11 protein-coding genes and 4 pseudogenes are annotated in these 16,215 nt (G+C 42.2%); 6 read left to right on the top strand and 9 right to left on the bottom strand.

Features of this window, described 5'->3' with window-relative positions:
• Positions 1 to 1,412: DNA methyltransferase (locus tag Xind_RS10670; protein WP_222941783.1), on the top strand; the 1,412-nt coding region annotated here is incomplete at its 5' end.
• 4 nt (positions 1,413 to 1,416) lie between these two features.
• Entirely contained in the window at positions 1,417 to 4,602 is a 3,186-nt protein-coding gene (locus Xind_RS10665) for a type III restriction-modification system endonuclease (protein ID WP_187650046.1), read from the top strand.
• A 139-nt stretch (positions 4,603 to 4,741) separates the two neighbouring features.
• Here the strand turns inward: Xind_RS10665 and Xind_RS10660 are convergent, their stop codons facing one another.
• Genes Xind_RS10660 through Xind_RS10635 form a run of 6 tightly spaced genes read right to left on the bottom strand, consistent with a single transcriptional unit; the run spans position 4,742 to position 9,154 of the window.
• Positions 4,742 to 5,065 (bottom strand): hypothetical protein, encoded by a 324-nt coding sequence (locus tag Xind_RS10660; RefSeq protein WP_047679030.1) that lies wholly within the window; start codon positions 5,063 to 5,065, stop codon positions 4,742 to 4,744.
• A gap of 55 nt (positions 5,066 to 5,120) precedes the next feature.
• Positions 5,121 to 5,891 carry a class I SAM-dependent methyltransferase gene (locus Xind_RS10655; protein ID WP_187650045.1) on the bottom strand — a complete coding sequence of 257 codons (771 nt, stop codon included), beginning with the start codon at positions 5,889 to 5,891 and terminating at the stop codon, positions 5,121 to 5,123.
• Between the two features lie 8 nt (positions 5,892 to 5,899).
• Positions 5,900 to 6,253 carry a cupin domain-containing protein gene (locus Xind_RS10650; protein ID WP_187650044.1) on the bottom strand — a complete coding sequence of 118 codons (354 nt, stop codon included), beginning with the start codon at positions 6,251 to 6,253 and terminating at the stop codon, positions 5,900 to 5,902.
• 48 nt (positions 6,254 to 6,301) lie between these two features.
• Positions 6,302 to 7,042 carry an ABC transporter ATP-binding protein gene (locus Xind_RS10645; RefSeq protein WP_187650043.1) on the bottom strand — a complete coding sequence of 247 codons (741 nt, stop codon included), beginning with the start codon at positions 7,040 to 7,042 and terminating at the stop codon, positions 6,302 to 6,304.
• Positions 7,039 to 8,058, bottom strand: a complete 1,020-nt coding sequence (locus Xind_RS10640) for a FecCD family ABC transporter permease (protein ID WP_187650042.1) — start codon at positions 8,056 to 8,058, stop codon at positions 7,039 to 7,041. Before Xind_RS10640 ends, Xind_RS10645 begins: the two co-directional genes overlap by 4 nt.
• The gene (locus Xind_RS10635) at positions 8,051 to 9,154 is read right to left on the bottom strand and encodes an ABC transporter substrate-binding protein (protein ID WP_047679020.1); all 1,104 of its coding nucleotides are present in this window, start codon (positions 9,152 to 9,154) and stop codon (positions 8,051 to 8,053) included. Before Xind_RS10635 ends, Xind_RS10640 begins: the two co-directional genes overlap by 8 nt.
• Before the next feature lie 98 nt (positions 9,155 to 9,252).
• Here Xind_RS10635 and Xind_RS10630 point away from each other — a divergent pair, with 98 nt between their 5' ends.
• Positions 9,253 to 9,969: a Crp/Fnr family transcriptional regulator gene (locus Xind_RS10630; RefSeq protein ID WP_047679018.1), complete on the top strand. Its 717-nt coding sequence runs from the start codon at positions 9,253 to 9,255 to the stop codon at positions 9,967 to 9,969.
• A 65-nt stretch (positions 9,970 to 10,034) separates the two neighbouring features.
• On the opposite strand, the gene Xind_RS10625 is transcribed toward Xind_RS10630, so the two are convergent.
• Both Xind_RS10625 and Xind_RS10620 read right to left on the bottom strand, forming a co-directional pair.
• The gene (locus tag Xind_RS10625; RefSeq protein WP_187650041.1) at positions 10,035 to 12,086 is read right to left on the bottom strand and encodes a TonB-dependent receptor family protein; all 2,052 of its coding nucleotides are present in this window, start codon (positions 12,084 to 12,086) and stop codon (positions 10,035 to 10,037) included.
• Between the two features lie 164 nt (positions 12,087 to 12,250).
• Positions 12,251 to 13,185, bottom strand: a pseudogene (locus Xind_RS10620) (LysR substrate-binding domain-containing protein).
• A gap of 104 nt (positions 13,186 to 13,289) precedes the next feature.
• On the opposite strand from Xind_RS10620, the pseudogene Xind_RS22250 reads away from it, so the two are divergent.
• The 3 pseudogenes from Xind_RS22250 to Xind_RS10600 all read left to right on the top strand — a co-directional run.
• Positions 13,290 to 13,763 (top strand): annotated as a pseudogene (locus tag Xind_RS22250) (isocitrate/isopropylmalate family dehydrogenase); the annotation flags it as partial.
• Positions 13,761 to 14,210: pseudogene (locus Xind_RS22245) on the top strand (BCCT family transporter); the annotation flags it as partial. The pseudogenes Xind_RS22250 and Xind_RS22245, both read left to right, overlap by 3 nt.
• Before the next feature lie 161 nt (positions 14,211 to 14,371).
• Positions 14,372 to 15,127, top strand: a pseudogene (locus Xind_RS10600) (PDR/VanB family oxidoreductase); the annotation flags it as partial.
• A 17-nt stretch (positions 15,128 to 15,144) separates the two neighbouring features.
• Here Xind_RS10600 and Xind_RS10595 read toward each other — a convergent pair.
• On the bottom strand, positions 15,145 to 15,774 hold the full coding sequence (locus tag Xind_RS10595; RefSeq protein ID WP_047679012.1) for a LysE family translocator: 630 nt from the start codon (positions 15,772 to 15,774) through the stop codon (positions 15,145 to 15,147).
• Positions 15,775 to 16,215: the final 441 nt, after the last annotated feature.

The following is a 16,215-nucleotide window of genomic DNA, read 5'->3' as shown; positions in this document are numbered from 1 at the left end:
TCAGTCCTTCTTTTTGCTTTTTTGTTTGTGGAAAATCAAAATTCGCAAAAATTGGACTGAGTTTCTTTGATACTCCTACCATTTTGAAAAGGCATTTAGGCACTATTCCAAAATTAAAAGAATATATTATTGCTATAAAACCGAGTGGTATCAATAATATTGAATTTACACTAATAAAGAAACCTATGTGGGACTCGGAGTATAATATATACTTGGATAATTTTAGTAGGGAGAATAGAGACTTTTATGATTCTATAAAAAATTCGGAATATCTTAGTGATGATCAGTTAAAAAAACTAGATGAAATTTTATCAGGAATAACTTTAAAGTCTTTGTCCGAAGTATATAAAGGACCCGTTTCCAAAAAGAATGAATGGCTTTTCAATAATAGCTGGAGAATATGTCAGTGCGTCAAATCTAGTAGTGTTTACAAACTAAGCGAAGAAAAGAAGAAAAACAAAAAAATAAGTGATGTTTTTTCTGTTAAGTCAGCTCAGGGATTAGTATATCTTGTACGAGGAACATATCCAGAAACTAGTCGAGACCCTAGGCTACAATTAATATTTGCCTCTGATAACCTATTTGTTCATCCTGGTGATTTTTGGGCTCATATTAAAACTACAGGGCTTGATAATGAAGGTGGAGTCCCTTACAAAAATGGTAAAAAACCATTAAAGTTAGTGACTGAACTGATTAGCTCTTTAAAATGTCTTAATGATGGAGATATCGTTTTGGACTTCTTCGCTGGTTCAGCAACGACTGGTGAAGCGACAATGATAGTAAGTAAAAATAAAAATATTAAATTACATTATATATTAGTTCAATTACCTGAAAATTTAGAGGACACTTACAAATTAGCCAGTACTGATATCAAAAAGCAAATAAAAGAGTCTATGGATTACTTAAATGAACTGGGTAAGCCTCTTCTCTTAACAGAACTGGGAAAACAAAGAATTAGAATGAGTATTGAAAAATACAAAACTGAATCTCAAATAGATGGATTTAAAGTATTTAAGCTAGATAAAACTAATATCCGTTCTTGGGATGTTAACTTCGATAATTTGGAACCAGCACTTAAACTCGCATTAAAATCAATTAAAGATGATCGCTCGGTAGAAGATATTCTCTATGAAATCCTACTTAAATACGGTGTTGAATTAACCATCCGTGTTGAAGAGGTCACTGTAGAGGGTAAAAGAGTCTTTATTGTTGGCTCAGGTGCCTTAATGATTTGCCTGGATGATGACATCACCGAACAGGTGGTTGAAAGTATCGCCAAACTGAAAGAAAAGCTCAATCCAGAAAGCACTCAAATCGTTTTTAAAGACCAAGGCTTTGCAGACAGTGTTATCAAAACCAACGCGATTCAGATCCTAAAGCAGTATGGTATCAACGACGTAAAGAGCATTTAAGGTAATGATGATGAAGATTCAATTTAGATCGGACTTATTACACCAAACCAATGCAGTTGATGCTGTTTTAGGTGTGTTTGCAGGGCAGGAAACATTTCAATCTAATTTCACTGTCACAGATAAGATGTGGGCGAATCAACAACTGGATATCTTTGCTAAAAACAACGACCTCGGTGTCGGAAATGCTCTTACTTTATTGCCTGATGAGATTTATACCAACACACGTAATGTTCAGTTAAAAAATGGTTTGCCACAGGTTGAAAACACAAAGCAAGAACTGCCAAGTCTGGATTTCAGTGTTGAGATGGAAACAGGTACAGGTAAAACCTATGTGTACCTGCGCTCTATCTTTGAACTAAATCAGCGTTATGGACTGACAAAGTTTATTATCGTAGTACCGTCTATTGCGATTAAAGAAGGCGTCTATAAATCATTGCAAATCACAGAGCCACACTTCCGCGAACAGTATAAAAACGTTCAGTATGACTATTTTGTCTATGACTCATCAAAGCGCGAACAGGTGCGTAACTTTGCTACCAATGATTACATCCAAATTATGGTGATGAATATTGATGCGTTCAGTAAGTCATTCACCGATCCTACGAAAGAAACTACGGCGAATCTGATCCACCGTACAGATGACAGATTGAACGGGATGAAGCCTATTGAATTTATTCAGGCGACTCGCCCTGTCGTTATTATTGATGAACCGCAGTCAGTGGTATCAACGGCAAACCGAAAAGAAGCGATTAGCAGCTTAGCGCCATTGTGTACATTCCGTTATTCGGCCACGTTGGAAGAAGCACCACACCTGCTGTATAAGCTCGATGCTATTGATGCCTATGAGGGCAAACTGGTTAAGCAAATTGAAGTTGCTTCGCTGGAAGTTAAAGACGGGCATAACCATGCTTACATCAAGCTAGTGAGTGTTGATAATAAGAAATCCCCCATTTCTGCCAAGATTGAAATTGATGCTCAAACGCGCACAGGCAAGCTGCAACCACGTAAGGTAATCACTATCAAAGATGGTCAGATTAATGATTTATTTGAACTTTCTGGTGGGCGCAGTGTTTATGAAGGCTATATCGTTAACGATATTTATTGCGAAGAAGGTAATGAATATATTGATTTTACCAGTCGCGATGAAATTGTGCGCCTTGGGCAAGCCATTGGCGAAGTAGATTCGGACGCTTTCAAGCGCATTCAAATAGCCAAAACTATCGAAGAGCACCTGGAAAAAGAGTTGAAATTCTACCACAAGGTAACAACGGGTTATGACAAGCTCAACCATTCGAAAATCCTGAGCCAGAAAGGTATTAAGGTGCTGAGTCTGTTTTTTATCGATAAGGTTGCCAACTACCGCGGCTACTCTAAAGATGGCGTGCCTGTTCAGGGTAAGTTTGCCAGGTGGTTTGAAGAAGAATTTGCCAGGCAGGTTAGTAAGCCCAAATATCGCGTGTTGTACCCGATAATCTGGGATAATGATGGCGATAAATACACTATTAACGAAATAGCACTGCAAGAGCTCACCCAAACAGTGCACGATGGTTACTTTGCACAGGACAAGAAAAAAGACACTTCTGGCAACCCTCAGTTCACTGACTCGAAGCTTTCAGCTAAAGGCGAAGGGGGTAAAACCACGGCAGATGAGTCGGCCTATAATCTGATTATGAAAGATAAAGAAAAGCTTCTATCTATGGATGAGAAGTTGCGTTTTATTTTTTCACACTCAGCATTGAAAGAAGGCTGGGACAACCCGAATATTTTCCAGATTTGTACGTTGAATGAAACCCGTTCAGTCACTAAAAAACGACAGGAAATCGGTCGTGGCCTACGTTTAGCCGTTGATCAGTCTGGTGAACGCGTGCCTTACGGTTTTGAGGTAAATACCCTGACCGTTATGGCAAACGAATCTTATGAAAGCTTTGTTTCTGAATTGCAAAAAGAGATTGAAGCAGAAGAAGGCATTAAATTTGGTGTGGTTGAGTCTCACCAATTTGCCAACATCGTTGTTTCTGGTGAGTTGGAGCAGAAAGCCTTCTTGGGAGCGAAGGGGTCAGAAAAGATCTTCCAGCATCTTCTGTCTCAAGGTTATATTGATGGTAAAGGTAAGATTCAGGATGTGCTGAAAATTGCCATCAATAATAATGAGGTGAGTCTGCCTTCCCGTGTTGCTGAGTATACTGAGGCCATCGTTGCCATGTTGAAGAAGTTGGCAAAAGGCTTGAACGTGAAAAAACATGCAGAGAAGCGCTCTGTAGCCTTGTGTGAAGATACAAATGGTAAGCAGGTTGTACTTGGTGAAGACTTCAAAGCCCTTTGGGGACGTATTAAATACAAAACAACTTATCGTGTTAACTTTAATATCAACGAGCTGGTTGATAACTGTATCAAGGAAATTAGAGCGAATGTGGTTGTAGCCAGAGCCTGGTTTCAGTACACCAAAGTTAAGATTGCTGTTACTGAAGCTGAACTGAAAACCTACGATGAGAAAACCAAGATGCAGTATTATTGCAGTCGCAACTTCCAGTTGCCAGATGTCGTGACTTATCTGACCGATCAGACCAATCTGACCCGCCAGACAATTATCGATATTCTGCTAGGTTTAGGCGATAAGCTGGAAGCCTTCAAAAATAATCCTCAGCGCTTTATCGAGTTAGCGGGTAAAGTTATCCGTAAACAGATGCGTATTGCCATTGTGGATGGAATTAAGTACCACCGTATTGGTGACGAGGCATACTATGCCCAAGAGCTTTTCCAAGAAGAAGAGCTGACTGGTTACTTCAAAGATATGGTGAAAGCTGAAAAATCGGTATATGACTACATCATTTGTGATTCAGATACTGAGCTTAACTTCGTTGAAAAGCTGGAAAATGCTGAAGAGGTGAAGATTTATTCCAAGCTGCCATCTTGGTTCAAGATTGATACTCCGCTAGGCAGTTACAATCCTGATTGGGCAGTAATCATTGATAAAGGTGATGGAGCCGGGGAGAAGCTTTACTTTGTGGTTGAAACGAAATCAAGCATATTCTCAGATGACCTGCGTGAAGCAGAAAACGCTAAGATCAAGTGTGGTGTTGAGCATTTCAATGCATTAAGTAAAGACAAAAATGGCAAAGAGGTGCCCAACGCTGCCAAGTTTGTTAAAGCCGATAACTTTGATACGTTCAGTGCTCATTTTGGATCTTAATAGCATCAAGGCATTAGCGCATAGTGCCTTCAGGTTACAGGCAAAGCACTGGTTTTTATCCGGCGCTCTGCCTTAATGTGTCGGGCAGGGTACGTACCGTAACTTTACCAATAAAATCAAATACTACCTTTATATTTATCTATTTCCTGATACGCTTCTGGTGGGATACCGAGTAATTCTGCAAAGGCAGATATAACAGGCGATAATCCCCTGCCATCAATTCAGAACGTAACTCAACCAAATGATCTAAATAATCTTTTGTATCGTCATCGTCCATATAGTAATCATTTTCGTCTACGGAAAAAGTGAATAACAGATAGTTTTCCCCTTTCTCGCAGATCACGGAATGCCCATCATCAATGCGCATAAATACCGAAGGGATCATATCTGGTGGCACTTTCAGGTAGCAAATAACCTGCCCCCAATCTGCATAATAGAACCCCACGTCAAAATACTGAGCCATTAATCAAGAGGCAATGTTACAAAAATGGGGGTGGTCATAGCGTTATATGACAGATCTACTTAATACTCACCGTGGCAATATAATTAAGTTTTTTACGATTTCGCCAGAAGTAACGGAACATACACAGAAATTGTGGCCAGTTCTCTTTTTTCAGGGCGTTTTTCACAATGGTAAGCGCGCCGATAAAACCTTCATCATAGATAAGTCCTTGCGGTGACAGTAGTGTCATTGGCCCGCAATTGACAGAGACCTTACTGAACCCGGCATTTTTGAACAGATTTATCCACTCTTCTTTGAGCATGGGCTGGGCTTTCACGTGAATAGCCTGATGCATCTGTGTGAGGGTGACTGTTTTATCCTGTTGATTCCGTAATGCGATATCGTGAGTCAGCAAACGTCCTCCGGGTTTCAGTACCCGTAGATACTCCTGTAGCAAACAGGCTTTGGCTTTATTACTATACATTGTCAACATGGCCTCATTGATCACCACATCGAAACTGTTGTCATCAAAGGGAAGCCTGGAAGCATCTGCAAGGCGGATAGTGATCAGATGTGATAATCCTTTCTCGGCAATGTGTTTGCCCGCCTTTGCCAGTGCATCTTTATCCATATCGATTCCCACAATATGGCAATGGAAACGTTCAGCGATATCAATGGCTGTTGTTCCCATATTGCAGGCGATCTCCAACACAGCAGAGTCTTCTACGAGTGTGGAATGGGTCAACAGCCATTCGGTAGCTTTTTTTCCGCCGGGACGCAGGCGTTTTTTCCCCAAACGAGCCAGAAACTTATGTCCAGCTTCATGAGTTGTGATTTGTTCTTCCATACTGCCCCTTATTTTGCCGATGGTTTACCCGCGGGTTCCTTTAATATCACCAACAGCATTTTGGCTGGTTCAGGTGCATCCACAGCATGTGGGATATTGGCGGGCATGCGGACAATCTCTCCCTGTGTTGCGGTAACGGGTTTACCGTTGATGGTTAGAATAAGGCATCCTTCGATCACTATAACGATGGCGTCAAAGGGGGCGCTATGTTCAGAGAGTGACAGCCCTTCATCAAAGGCAAAGAGGGTGATATTGCCAGCACCATTTTTGGCCAGTACCCGTCTGGAGATCCTCTGTTCAGAGTAATTAATCAGGGCACTGATGGTCAGGGCTTCAGATGAAATGATTGTGTTGTCTTTCATGGTAATAATTCCTTATTAACAAAGATGTCTTTGTTATAGAAACAGTGGTTATCGAAACAGTGGGATCACGCCCTGTGTCTGTCGGTTTTGATGGTTGATGGGCGTGACTGCGATTGGGATCTGATAAAGCATCTGCAAATGAGGCTCTGTCAGAACGGTTTCAGTTTGTCCGAACTGGTAACTGCCATCGGTAAATAGCAATAGCGCGTGGTCCGCAATATGCAGCGCATGCTGGGGACAATGGCTGGTAAAAAGAATAGTCATTGAGCGGTTAGCGGCTAATTCCCGTAGAACCGTTAGCACATTGTCCTGATTGGCAAGATCGAGGGCGGAAGTTGGTTCATCCAGTATCAGAATTTCTGGTTCGCCAGCGAGTGCACGGGCGATCATCACCATCTGCTTTTCCCCACCGCTGAGTTGATCGAAAGGATGATCTGCCAGTTTGATTAATCCGAGATAATCAATGCATTGATCAATGATCCGGTAGTCATCTGCTGATGGAGAAGCATACCAGGGCAGATGGCGGATCCGTCCGAGACTAATCATGGTCTTAACCGAGTAAGTAAATGGAGATGCATTCAGTTGGGGTACATACGCGACAGGTGCATTGAGTGCTATATGGCCTGTTGCGCCTTTCTGCAAGCCAAGTAAAATCCGTAACAATGTTGTTTTACCTCGTCCGTTGGGTCCCAGAACGGCACCGATACTTCCCCTGAGCAGATGGAAATTTAGCGAGGTAAAAAATTGCCTTTTTCCGATAGTGTAATTGAGGTTATTAACATGGATCATAGCGCTGTAACCTTTTTATTCATGGAGTGGATCAACAGGGCAAAAGCGGGTGCACCGATAAGGGCAGTAATAACACTGAGCGGGATTTCAGCATGGGTTATACAGCGGGCGAGGGTATCGACACCGATCATGTAGATCCCACCGATAATGGCGGAAGTGGGCAGGAGGATTCGGTGATCGTGACCAACCAGGATCCGTGCCATATGAGGAATAATTAAACCGACCCATCCGATTGTACCGGAGATTGCAACAGTTGCACTGGTGATCAGGGTGACACACAAGAGTATGAGCCAGCGTGTAGGAGTGACAGACATTCCGAGAGCCTGAGCATTTTCTTCTCCCAGTGATAACACATTGATACGAAAGCGTAGTGCAAAAATCAGACTGACAGCAATCAATATAACCGGCAGTAATATCCACAGTTTGAAATAGGTTGCACTGGCAAAACTGCCCATAAGCCAGAAAATAATCGACTGAAGGGTGTTGTTCGGATCTGCGAAACAGGTAATCAGCGAGATCAGTGCGCTAAAGAAAGCATTAATGATCACTCCGGCAAGAATCAGCATCAGTAACCGGCTGCCATAGCGGTTCGATCCCAACATAAATACCAGCATAATGGCGATAAATCCGCCGATAAAAGCGAAGCTGATGGTTATCAGCATGGAGGAAAAGAGCAGAATCGCCAGTGCACCTCCCAGTGCAGCACCGGAAGAAACACCGATGATCTGGGGGCCGACAAGAGGGTTACGGAAAATGCCCTGTAGAGCGGCACCGGAAACTGCCAGTCCGGCTCCGGCTAATGCGGCTATCAGCACGCGTGGCAGACGCACATATAACACAACATTTTCCGCTGTACGGGAGTAATCCCCGCGGCCCTGAATACCTGACAAGCTATCTGTAAGGATTTGGATCACTGTCGGAAAAGGCACGGAGTAGCGGCCTAAACTGAGTGCCGCTAACAGGGTCAGCAGAAGCAGCGTGAATAATACACACCATAGTAATCCACGGTTATTCATGAGGTTGCTCCATGAGTTTCAGGTAATCTCTTCCTTGCTGGTTCAGTTTGAGTTGCAGAATGTCGTCGATTTGTGATTCTGTGAGCCTGTAACCATAAAGCTGTTGGTAACGTTTATGGATTTCATCACGTAACGGCCAATGGATAGTATCAGGGTGGAAAATCATGGAGAGCCATTGCCAGTACAGCGGGGTTTCCTGATTAGGCGCATCCCAGATGAAACCGCCGATAGGAAGTTTATAAACCCGTTTATTTTTCACAGCAGTCACATCACTGAGTATCGGGTTGTGGTAGATATCAGCGGGAGAGAGACCAGCTTCAAAATTACCGAGCAGAATAATATCCGGATCCCATAGCAGAATTTGTTCGATATTCAGGGTTCGCGGGCCGATTAAATCACGGTTCAGGCTAACACCACCGGCAAGGGCAAAGTCCGCATTATTGTGTGAGGCTGACCCGAAGGTCTGAATGCGTTGATGGAAGTGGGAAAGGTACAGAACACGGGGGCGCTTTGCCTCAGGGATCTTATCGGTGATTATGCTTAACTGGCTAATAACCTCCTGCCGCCAGGAGATCATCTCCTCAGCTTTTTTGTCATGGCCGAGAGTGAGTCCCATCAGGCGGATCCACTCCTGTGTACAGGATTCTCCACCATAATTGAGCGTAGCAACTGTCAGGCCGGCATTACGCATCGGTGAAATAATGTCATCTCCTCGATGCCCCCATTGCCAGACAAGATCCGGCTGTACATTTAGCAATGCTTCAATATTGGGGGTAAAATTATTACCCACCATATCCGTACGGATATTGAGCACATCAGGAAAGATTTTACTCAGCATCCCATCCCGGGCGGCAACACCAGCAAAGGGATGCATTCCCACCAGTTTGTCACTGCTTTCATCAAGCCCTGCCAGCATGGATGCCGCAGGAATGGGGATCACAACGATACGTTCAGCAGGTATAGACAGGTGAATAACTTGTTGGGACATATCACGGAATTCAATAGCGCTATCCGTTGTTATACCAGCCGTTGCCACACCAGCAGCCATACTGGTGATATAGAATGTGGCAATGACCTTAAAAGTATTATTTATCATATGGTTATTTTATTCTCTAAATAATAACATAATTAATAATGAGTCTTATTATGATTTATATTTAAACGTATTTTATGGTGCACGAATGAGGATGACCTATGACATTTGTCAAAAACACATTTCCCCAGGATAAATTGATAACTATCCTGAAATCGTGTCCGCTATTTCGTGTCATTCCGAACGAGGGGCTGGTGTTGTTACTGGAAAATTGTGGTTATATTCAGTTTGAAACGGGAAGGATCCTCCATCATGAAGGCGAGCTTTTTAAATATTGTCCGCTGGTTATTGGTGGACAAATTGAAGTTTTCCGTAACTCATATCTGGGCAATGAGAAGGTTTTCGGTATTTTTCAGGCCGGTGAAATTGTGGCGATTGCTGCTGCCTTTATGCCTCATAACCGTTACCCCATGACATTAAGGGCAAGGGAAAAAGGTGAAGCGTTGCTGCTGGAGAAAAAAGACATTTTATTGTTATGTCAGCGTTATCCAGTGATCATGGAAAAACTGCTCGTACGCTTTAGTTTGAAGCTTTATGAGAACATCAATCATATCGACTGGCTGACATCCAGTTCTGCTGAGCAGCGTCTGGCGGCGTATCTGTTGGAGCTAACAAAACAACAGCAGACTGAAAATGTGCTTTTGCCATTATCCCGTGGGCAACTGGCCGCCAAACTGGGGATCCGTTATGAAACTCTGAGCCGGATTCTTTCCAGCTGGCGACAGAAAGAGGGTATCAATATTAAAAAAGGCAGGATTCAGATAAAAAACGGGGATTATCTTGCTCAACTGGCGATTTCAGCTCAACGCCCTTTTTAAGTCTGAATAATCCTGAGCTGAAAACCATCCCGGCAATAATTTAGCAGGGATGGTTATTTGAGATCTCAGAAATTATAGGTGATCCCGCCATTAACACTAAAGCCCATACCAGGGAACAGGGTACTGTCTTTTTTGGTCACGGTGCGGTTAGCCACTGAAGTTGTAGCATAGCGCTCGCGGGTCAGATTATCGAAAGATAAATAGAGTGACCAGTTATCAGCGGGCTGATAATTGCCTTTAAATCCTAAGACGGCATAATGGTTATGCTTTTGGATGTCAAAGTGATTTTCGTGATCTACTGCCGTATCCGTTGGCATCCAGTGGAGGTTAGGGCCAAAGCGCCAGTTACCGATGTTATAAAGGACTTCCGTAGCGATAATATTGCGCGGAATACCGGCAATATAATTGCCGTTATACTCACCACCCACAAAGCGAAAATCGTTATATGTCCAGGAGATCCGATATTCCACATCACCGGAACCGACAGGGATCCGGCCTTTTAAGCCCGCCTCAAAACCTTGATGGCGGGTTTTGGCGGCATAATTAAAGACTCCCACCGCATTCCCTTCCGAATCATAGGTAGTGATATATTCATCTTTAATAAGGCTACGATAAAGTGCCAAATCCCATTTCAGGCTTTCTGATAATTGACCTTCGCCGCCGATTTCAAAAGTAACACCTTTCTGAGGTGCTAGTTTTGTCAGTTTTCCGTTGCTTGAATTAATGATTTCCCAGAATGTTGTCGGTTCCTGACTGGTACTGATATTGGCGAAATAACGCTGATTATCTGTGGGATGCCAAATAATACCGGCTTTTGGTGTCCAGAACGTCCAGTGCTGATTCAGGGAAACATCTTTGTCACGTTTATCCACGTCACGTTTAGCGTGTGTTCCTTTCAGATCGAGATTCAGGGTAAGGTCCGGCATCAGATGCAGTCCAACGCCAACGGAGCCATAGAGATTCTCCGCCCGCCCGTCATAGCGGCCAATCAGGGTCTTATCGGCAGGGGTTCCTTTACGGTTCTGCATCAGATTGGTTTTCAGCCCCATATGATCCCATGCGAATGCTGTCCGGTAAGTCACAGAGTCTGTTTCAATGTTATAGGTCAATTGTATGCCTTCACTGTGGCTCTGGCTGAAGCGGTAATAGGCTGGTGTGGTGAAACTGTCGTGGGTGCGGGTATGCCAGAGACCCGCACTTAACAGTTGATCACCGAGCTGCCAGTCAGAGCGGTTTGCCACACGGAATTGTTCAACATTACGGTGAGGATCCCGTAGCCATACCATGGGATAGACATCGGTAGGGTTGTCATTTAGAACTGCCTCAGAAACTGGGCCAGCCACATCAAAACGGAGATCTGTCCAGTTCAGCCAAGTTCGGTTTTCAAAGTTATCTGTCACATAACCGAAATTACTGCGCACAGTTTTCCGTTGTGAACTTGAATGCTTGCGATAACCGTCAAAATGATCATAGGTAAAATTAATACGCCCATCAAAATGATTATCATCACTTACGCCGCCAAAGGCGGCCTGAAGTCCTTCACGACCGTGAGAGCCATACTCATAGCGCAGGCGTCCCTGTTCGTTTCGTCCGGTATAGGAAATAACATCCAGTTCCCCACCCAGGCTGTTACTTTGCGGGTTCAGGCTATTTGCCCCGCGGCGTACGCTTACCATCATTGCATCACGCATTTCCAGCATACTGATATGGAAACTACCGTCAGCATCCGTCATTGGTAAACCATCTTGCATCAGCAAAACCCCACGGGCAAGCGGGGCGCTCTGGACTCCTGAACCACGGATATTCAGACGCGGCTGATCGATGCCTCCGAAGAAATTCTGTACCAAAATCCCTGGTTGATAATCCAGTGCGTCATGCAGTGTCGTGAGGCGGGTATCTTTTTCAATAACCGTCAGATTCGTTCCTCCGGCAACCGTTTTCAATTTTTCTTTTTCCCGCTGATAATTCGGGGAGAATTGGCTTTTTTGTGTGGCAGTCACAACTATGGTATCGCGGGGTGTGGCAGGCGATTGAGAGGCCGCTGTGGCAAAGGGAGTTATCCCGATTGCCAATGTGAAACAGTGTGTAAGTTGGCATTGTTTTGTCAGATTACGCATTTTCCTTAACCTTGATAAAGTTAATGATTATTATTTTCATTTGAAGGGCTAAAATAGAGGAGGTATCAGAGTTGGCCTATGATATTTGTCAAAAATGAGCAATCGAATGAAGGTAAGCAGACAAAGATAGAAAGAAAAATAGAAAGATCAGTCAGATCACTTATCTATGAGCTTCTGGTTTGGAAATCGTCTTTCTGCTCCAAATAATGCACCTTAAAATAGTATTCTAAAAATTCAACCGTTACTCTGATACGGGCAGACATAGCAAGACGTGTAACATAAACTGCCCATATATTCGCTGGCTGGTAATATTCAGGCAGAATATGAACTAAGGCGCCTGATTTAATATTTTCTCTGACATCCCAATACGAGCGTAAAGTAATACCATGACCCTCCAGACACCATTGGTGGATAATTTCACCATGATTGGATGACATTGGCCCGGTGACTTTCACCGATTGAGTACTGGTACTGTTTTGCAATTTCCAGATCCCGAAAGGGTGATCTCGTTCTTTGATCACCAGACAAGCGTGAGAAGGGAGTTCATTAATTGATTTTGGCATCGGGTTGCGGTCGAGGTAGGCCGGGGATGCACACAGGATCCGACGATTAGAAGCCAGTTTGCGGGCAATAAGATTATCGTCAATATCGTCGCCAATACGAATATCCAGATCAATCCCCTCAGTAGCCAGATCGACAAGACGATCTTCCACATCAAAGCGAAGATCTAGCTGTGGATAAGTCTGGATCAATGCTGATAAAGCCGGGGCACAAATTTTCTGCCAAAACCGAAGCTACTGGTAATTCTGATTTTTCCTTGAGGTTCTTGTCGAAGTTCAGAAAGTTCATCAAGCATCTGATTAACATCATTCAGGATATGTTGTGCCCATTCATATATCCGCTCACCATCTTCTGTAATTGATACCCGGCGTGTTGTTCTGTGTAACAGGCTAACATTCAATACATTCTCTAATATGGCGATACGTTTGCTGATAAAAGCAGGAGAGGCTCCGATTTCTTGAGCAACGGCGACAAAACTTGCTCTCTTAGCCACTAAAAGAAAGACGCGCAGATCCTGTAAAAAAGGGAGATTATTCATAAATTGTAAATTATGTTTCTACATTTTTTATATTGAATACAAATCAATCAATTATAAGATATTTAAGAAGTCAATTCTGTATCCTGATAAATGAGAGATGTTCGATGAAAAAAACGTTTAAAATTGCTGCGATTCCGGGAGATGGAATTGGTCATGAAGTGCTTCCTGAAGGAATTCGGGTATTGCAGGCTGTAGCTGAAAAATGGGATCTCCGTTTATCGTTTGAACATTTTGAATGGGCCAGTTGCGATTATTATCTTAAACACGGCAAAATGATGCCCGATGATTGGTTTAATCAATTAATACAATTTGATGCCATTTATTTTGGCGCTGTTGGCTGGCCTGAAACGGTGCCTGATCATATTTCTCTTTGGGGATCATTACTTAAATTTCGTCGTGATTTTCAGCAATATGTCAATTTGCGGCCTGTACGTCTCTTACTGGGAGTGCCTTGCCCGTTAGCGAACAAGAAACCGGAAGATATCGATTTTTATGTCGTCAGGGAAAATACCGAAGGGGAATATTCCACTATCGGCGGTCGTCTTTATGAAGGTACAGAACATGAAATAGTGATCCAGGGGGTTTTGGGGCGTCTTATTGATATGACATTTTTAATTGCAACTGTGGGAGCATTAACTATTTCTCTGGTGGTAACTGCATCCACATTAAGTGGCGGAATTTCTGTATTAATCGGCATACCGAATAATTTTATGGTTCAGGCTGGAATAACATTATTAGCAGCACTAATTTTTAGCTTAAGTTCTTATATTGGCATTGATAATGGTATGCGGCGTTTAAGCCAGATGGTAGGTTGGGGAGCATTGGGTTTTGCTTTTCTTGTTTTAATTGCAGGGCCTACAGAATTTACCATTAATAATATTATTCATGCGGTTGGTTTGACGACGCAAAATTTCTTGCAGATGAGCTTATTTACCGACCCTATGGGAGATGGGCAATTTACCCGTAGTTGGACGGTCTTTTATTGGTTATGGTGGATCTCATATACCCCCGGTGTTGCTTCATTCCACGGTTTTTGGCTATGGCCTTGTACGATGTATAACGTTACGCCCATCAGAGGCATGATGACGGTTATCTATGAATTCCCGGTCGATGCAGAAACAACGCTGCAACATTACGATATTTACTTTACTAATGAAGACCTCACTCAAGAGCAAAAAGATTTAATCAAATTGCCATTAAGCGAGAAGAACATTCTCGTGGTGGATCGGCATTTATGCACGAAAAAGTGGTTATTGGCGATAAACTTGTTGTTTCTGAACCAAATAATTTATTCCCATTAGTATCCGAAGCTAAAAAACATATATTAATAGCGGGTGGAATTGGGATCACGCCTTTTATGTCCCATTTACATGAACTGGAACAGCAAAATGCAGAATATGAACTGCATTATTGCTGCCGAGATATGAATAAAAATGTGTTTCGGCAAGAACTAATGGCTTCGGAATTTAAGGATAAAGTTATTTGCCACGTTTCATCCGAAGGTTCTCGTCTTGAACTCGATACTTTTATTGCTCAGTTACCAGAAGGAAGCCATGTTTATACATGTGGTTCAAATTCATTGAACGAAGGAGTAAAGCGAGCTGCACAAAAAGCCGGGTTTCCTGAACATCAGTTACATTTTGAGCAGTTTACTGTTGAAGATAAAACTGGAGATGAGTTTACCCTTGTGCTTGCCAGATCGGGCGTTGAGTTGGAGGTTGATAGTGAATCGACAATACTACAAGTTATCGAAAGAAATAACGTAGCGTCGGTTGAAAGTTTGTGTCGCGAAGGAGTATGCGGTACTTGTGAAACCATAATCTTAGAAGGCGAAGCAGACCACCGTGACCAATATTTTACTGATGAGGAAAAAGAGAGCCAAACATCAATGCTGATTTGTTGTTCCAGAGCGAAAGGAAAACGATTGGTACTTGATTTGTAAATTAAAAGCCTGCTTTTTTAAGCTGAACATAATAAATTAATTGCCAATGCTAAAAATATTAATGCAGTGATTTTATTTAAAATGTTTTGTATTTCTGGTTTATGAGATATTACTTCACTTAAATATCCTGATAAATATGAAATAATGGAAAACACAATAAAAGTAATGATAGAAAATATCACGCCAAGATATAATGACTGGAGTGAAATTGGGATGATATTTGTACTTTTATTGGTAAACTGAGGCAGAAAAGCCAAAAAGAAAATGATAATCTTGGGATTTGATAAATTCATCAGTATCCCTTTGCTGATGAGTTTTTTTGTATCATGAAAATTATCAGTATTTCCTTGAATAGAAAAAGGTTTAGCTTTGAAGGCACCCCAAGCCAGATAAGTTAGATAAATTATGCCAAAAATCCGAATAACTCCAAATGCTACTGCATTTTCTCGTAATATTGTTGCAATGCCTAATGATACTAAAGAAATATGTATTGCCAAACCAATACATAGACCAATGGTTATTAATATTCCAACTTTTCGTCCATTTATTGCCGATTGACTCAATATAAAAAGATTATCAGGGCCGGGTAAAAAGCATAAAAAAATTGAAATACTGATAAATGTAATTAATGTTTCTATAGATGGCATAATAATTACCGCTATTTTACTATTGATAAATTGGTCTGATTATATTAATGAAAGTAAATGATGTATAAAAGATGGAAAATCTACTTACGGGTATGAATTAATTTCATACCATGTCTGATTGTCCTTTCAAGATGCGCTTTGATTAAAGGAAAACAAATTTCTCGGAACCATTTATGCTCTGGATCTTGATGATACTTGGCATGCCACAGTAAGTAGTATTGCTGCGGCTGGATATCAATGGGTAAGTATCTTATTTTCAAATCATAATTTTGGGCAAAATCAGCAGCGATATGCAATGGTATAGTGAGCATGGCATCTGTTTTTAACAGTAACTCAATGGCTGGTCACGTATTCAACCTGTTGATGGTTGTGTATAATCGTCATTTTTTCGGAGAAGTCACATGGCGACTGTTGAAGTAAAATGTCGATTTTGTCAGCAAA

The sequence above is a fragment of the Xenorhabdus indica genome (assembly GCF_014467235.1).
Taxonomy (GTDB): domain Bacteria; phylum Pseudomonadota; class Gammaproteobacteria; order Enterobacterales; family Enterobacteriaceae; genus Xenorhabdus; species Xenorhabdus indica.
Note: the sequence above shows the minus strand (reverse complement) of the source record. Positions and strands in the feature narration are given on the sequence as shown.

Coding starts and splice junctions, on each gene's coding strand:
- Xind_RS10660 (WP_047679030.1), bottom strand. CDS start 5,065: ATGGCTCAGTATTTTGACGTGGGGTTCTATTATGCAGATTGGGGGCAG.
- Xind_RS10625 (WP_187650041.1), bottom strand. CDS start 12,086: ATGCGTAATCTGACAAAACAATGCCAACTTACACACTGTTTCACATTG.
- Xind_RS10655 (WP_187650045.1), bottom strand. CDS start 5,891: ATGGAAGAACAAATCACAACTCATGAAGCTGGACATAAGTTTCTGGCT.
- Xind_RS10635 (WP_047679020.1), bottom strand. CDS start 9,154: ATGATAAATAATACTTTTAAGGTCATTGCCACATTCTATATCACCAGT.
- Xind_RS10650 (WP_187650044.1), bottom strand. CDS start 6,253: ATGAAAGACAACACAATCATTTCATCTGAAGCCCTGACCATCAGTGCC.
- Xind_RS10595 (WP_047679012.1), bottom strand. CDS start 15,774: ATGCCATCTATAGAAACATTAATTACATTTATCAGTATTTCAATTTTT.
- Xind_RS10645 (WP_187650043.1), bottom strand. CDS start 7,042: ATGATCCATGTTAATAACCTCAATTACACTATCGGAAAAAGGCAATTT.
- Xind_RS10630 (WP_047679018.1), top strand. CDS start 9,253: ATGACATTTGTCAAAAACACATTTCCCCAGGATAAATTGATAACTATC.
- Xind_RS10640 (WP_187650042.1), bottom strand. CDS start 8,058: ATGAATAACCGTGGATTACTATGGTGTGTATTATTCACGCTGCTTCTG.
- Xind_RS10665 (WP_187650046.1), top strand. CDS start 1,417: ATGATGATGAAGATTCAATTTAGATCGGACTTATTACACCAAACCAAT.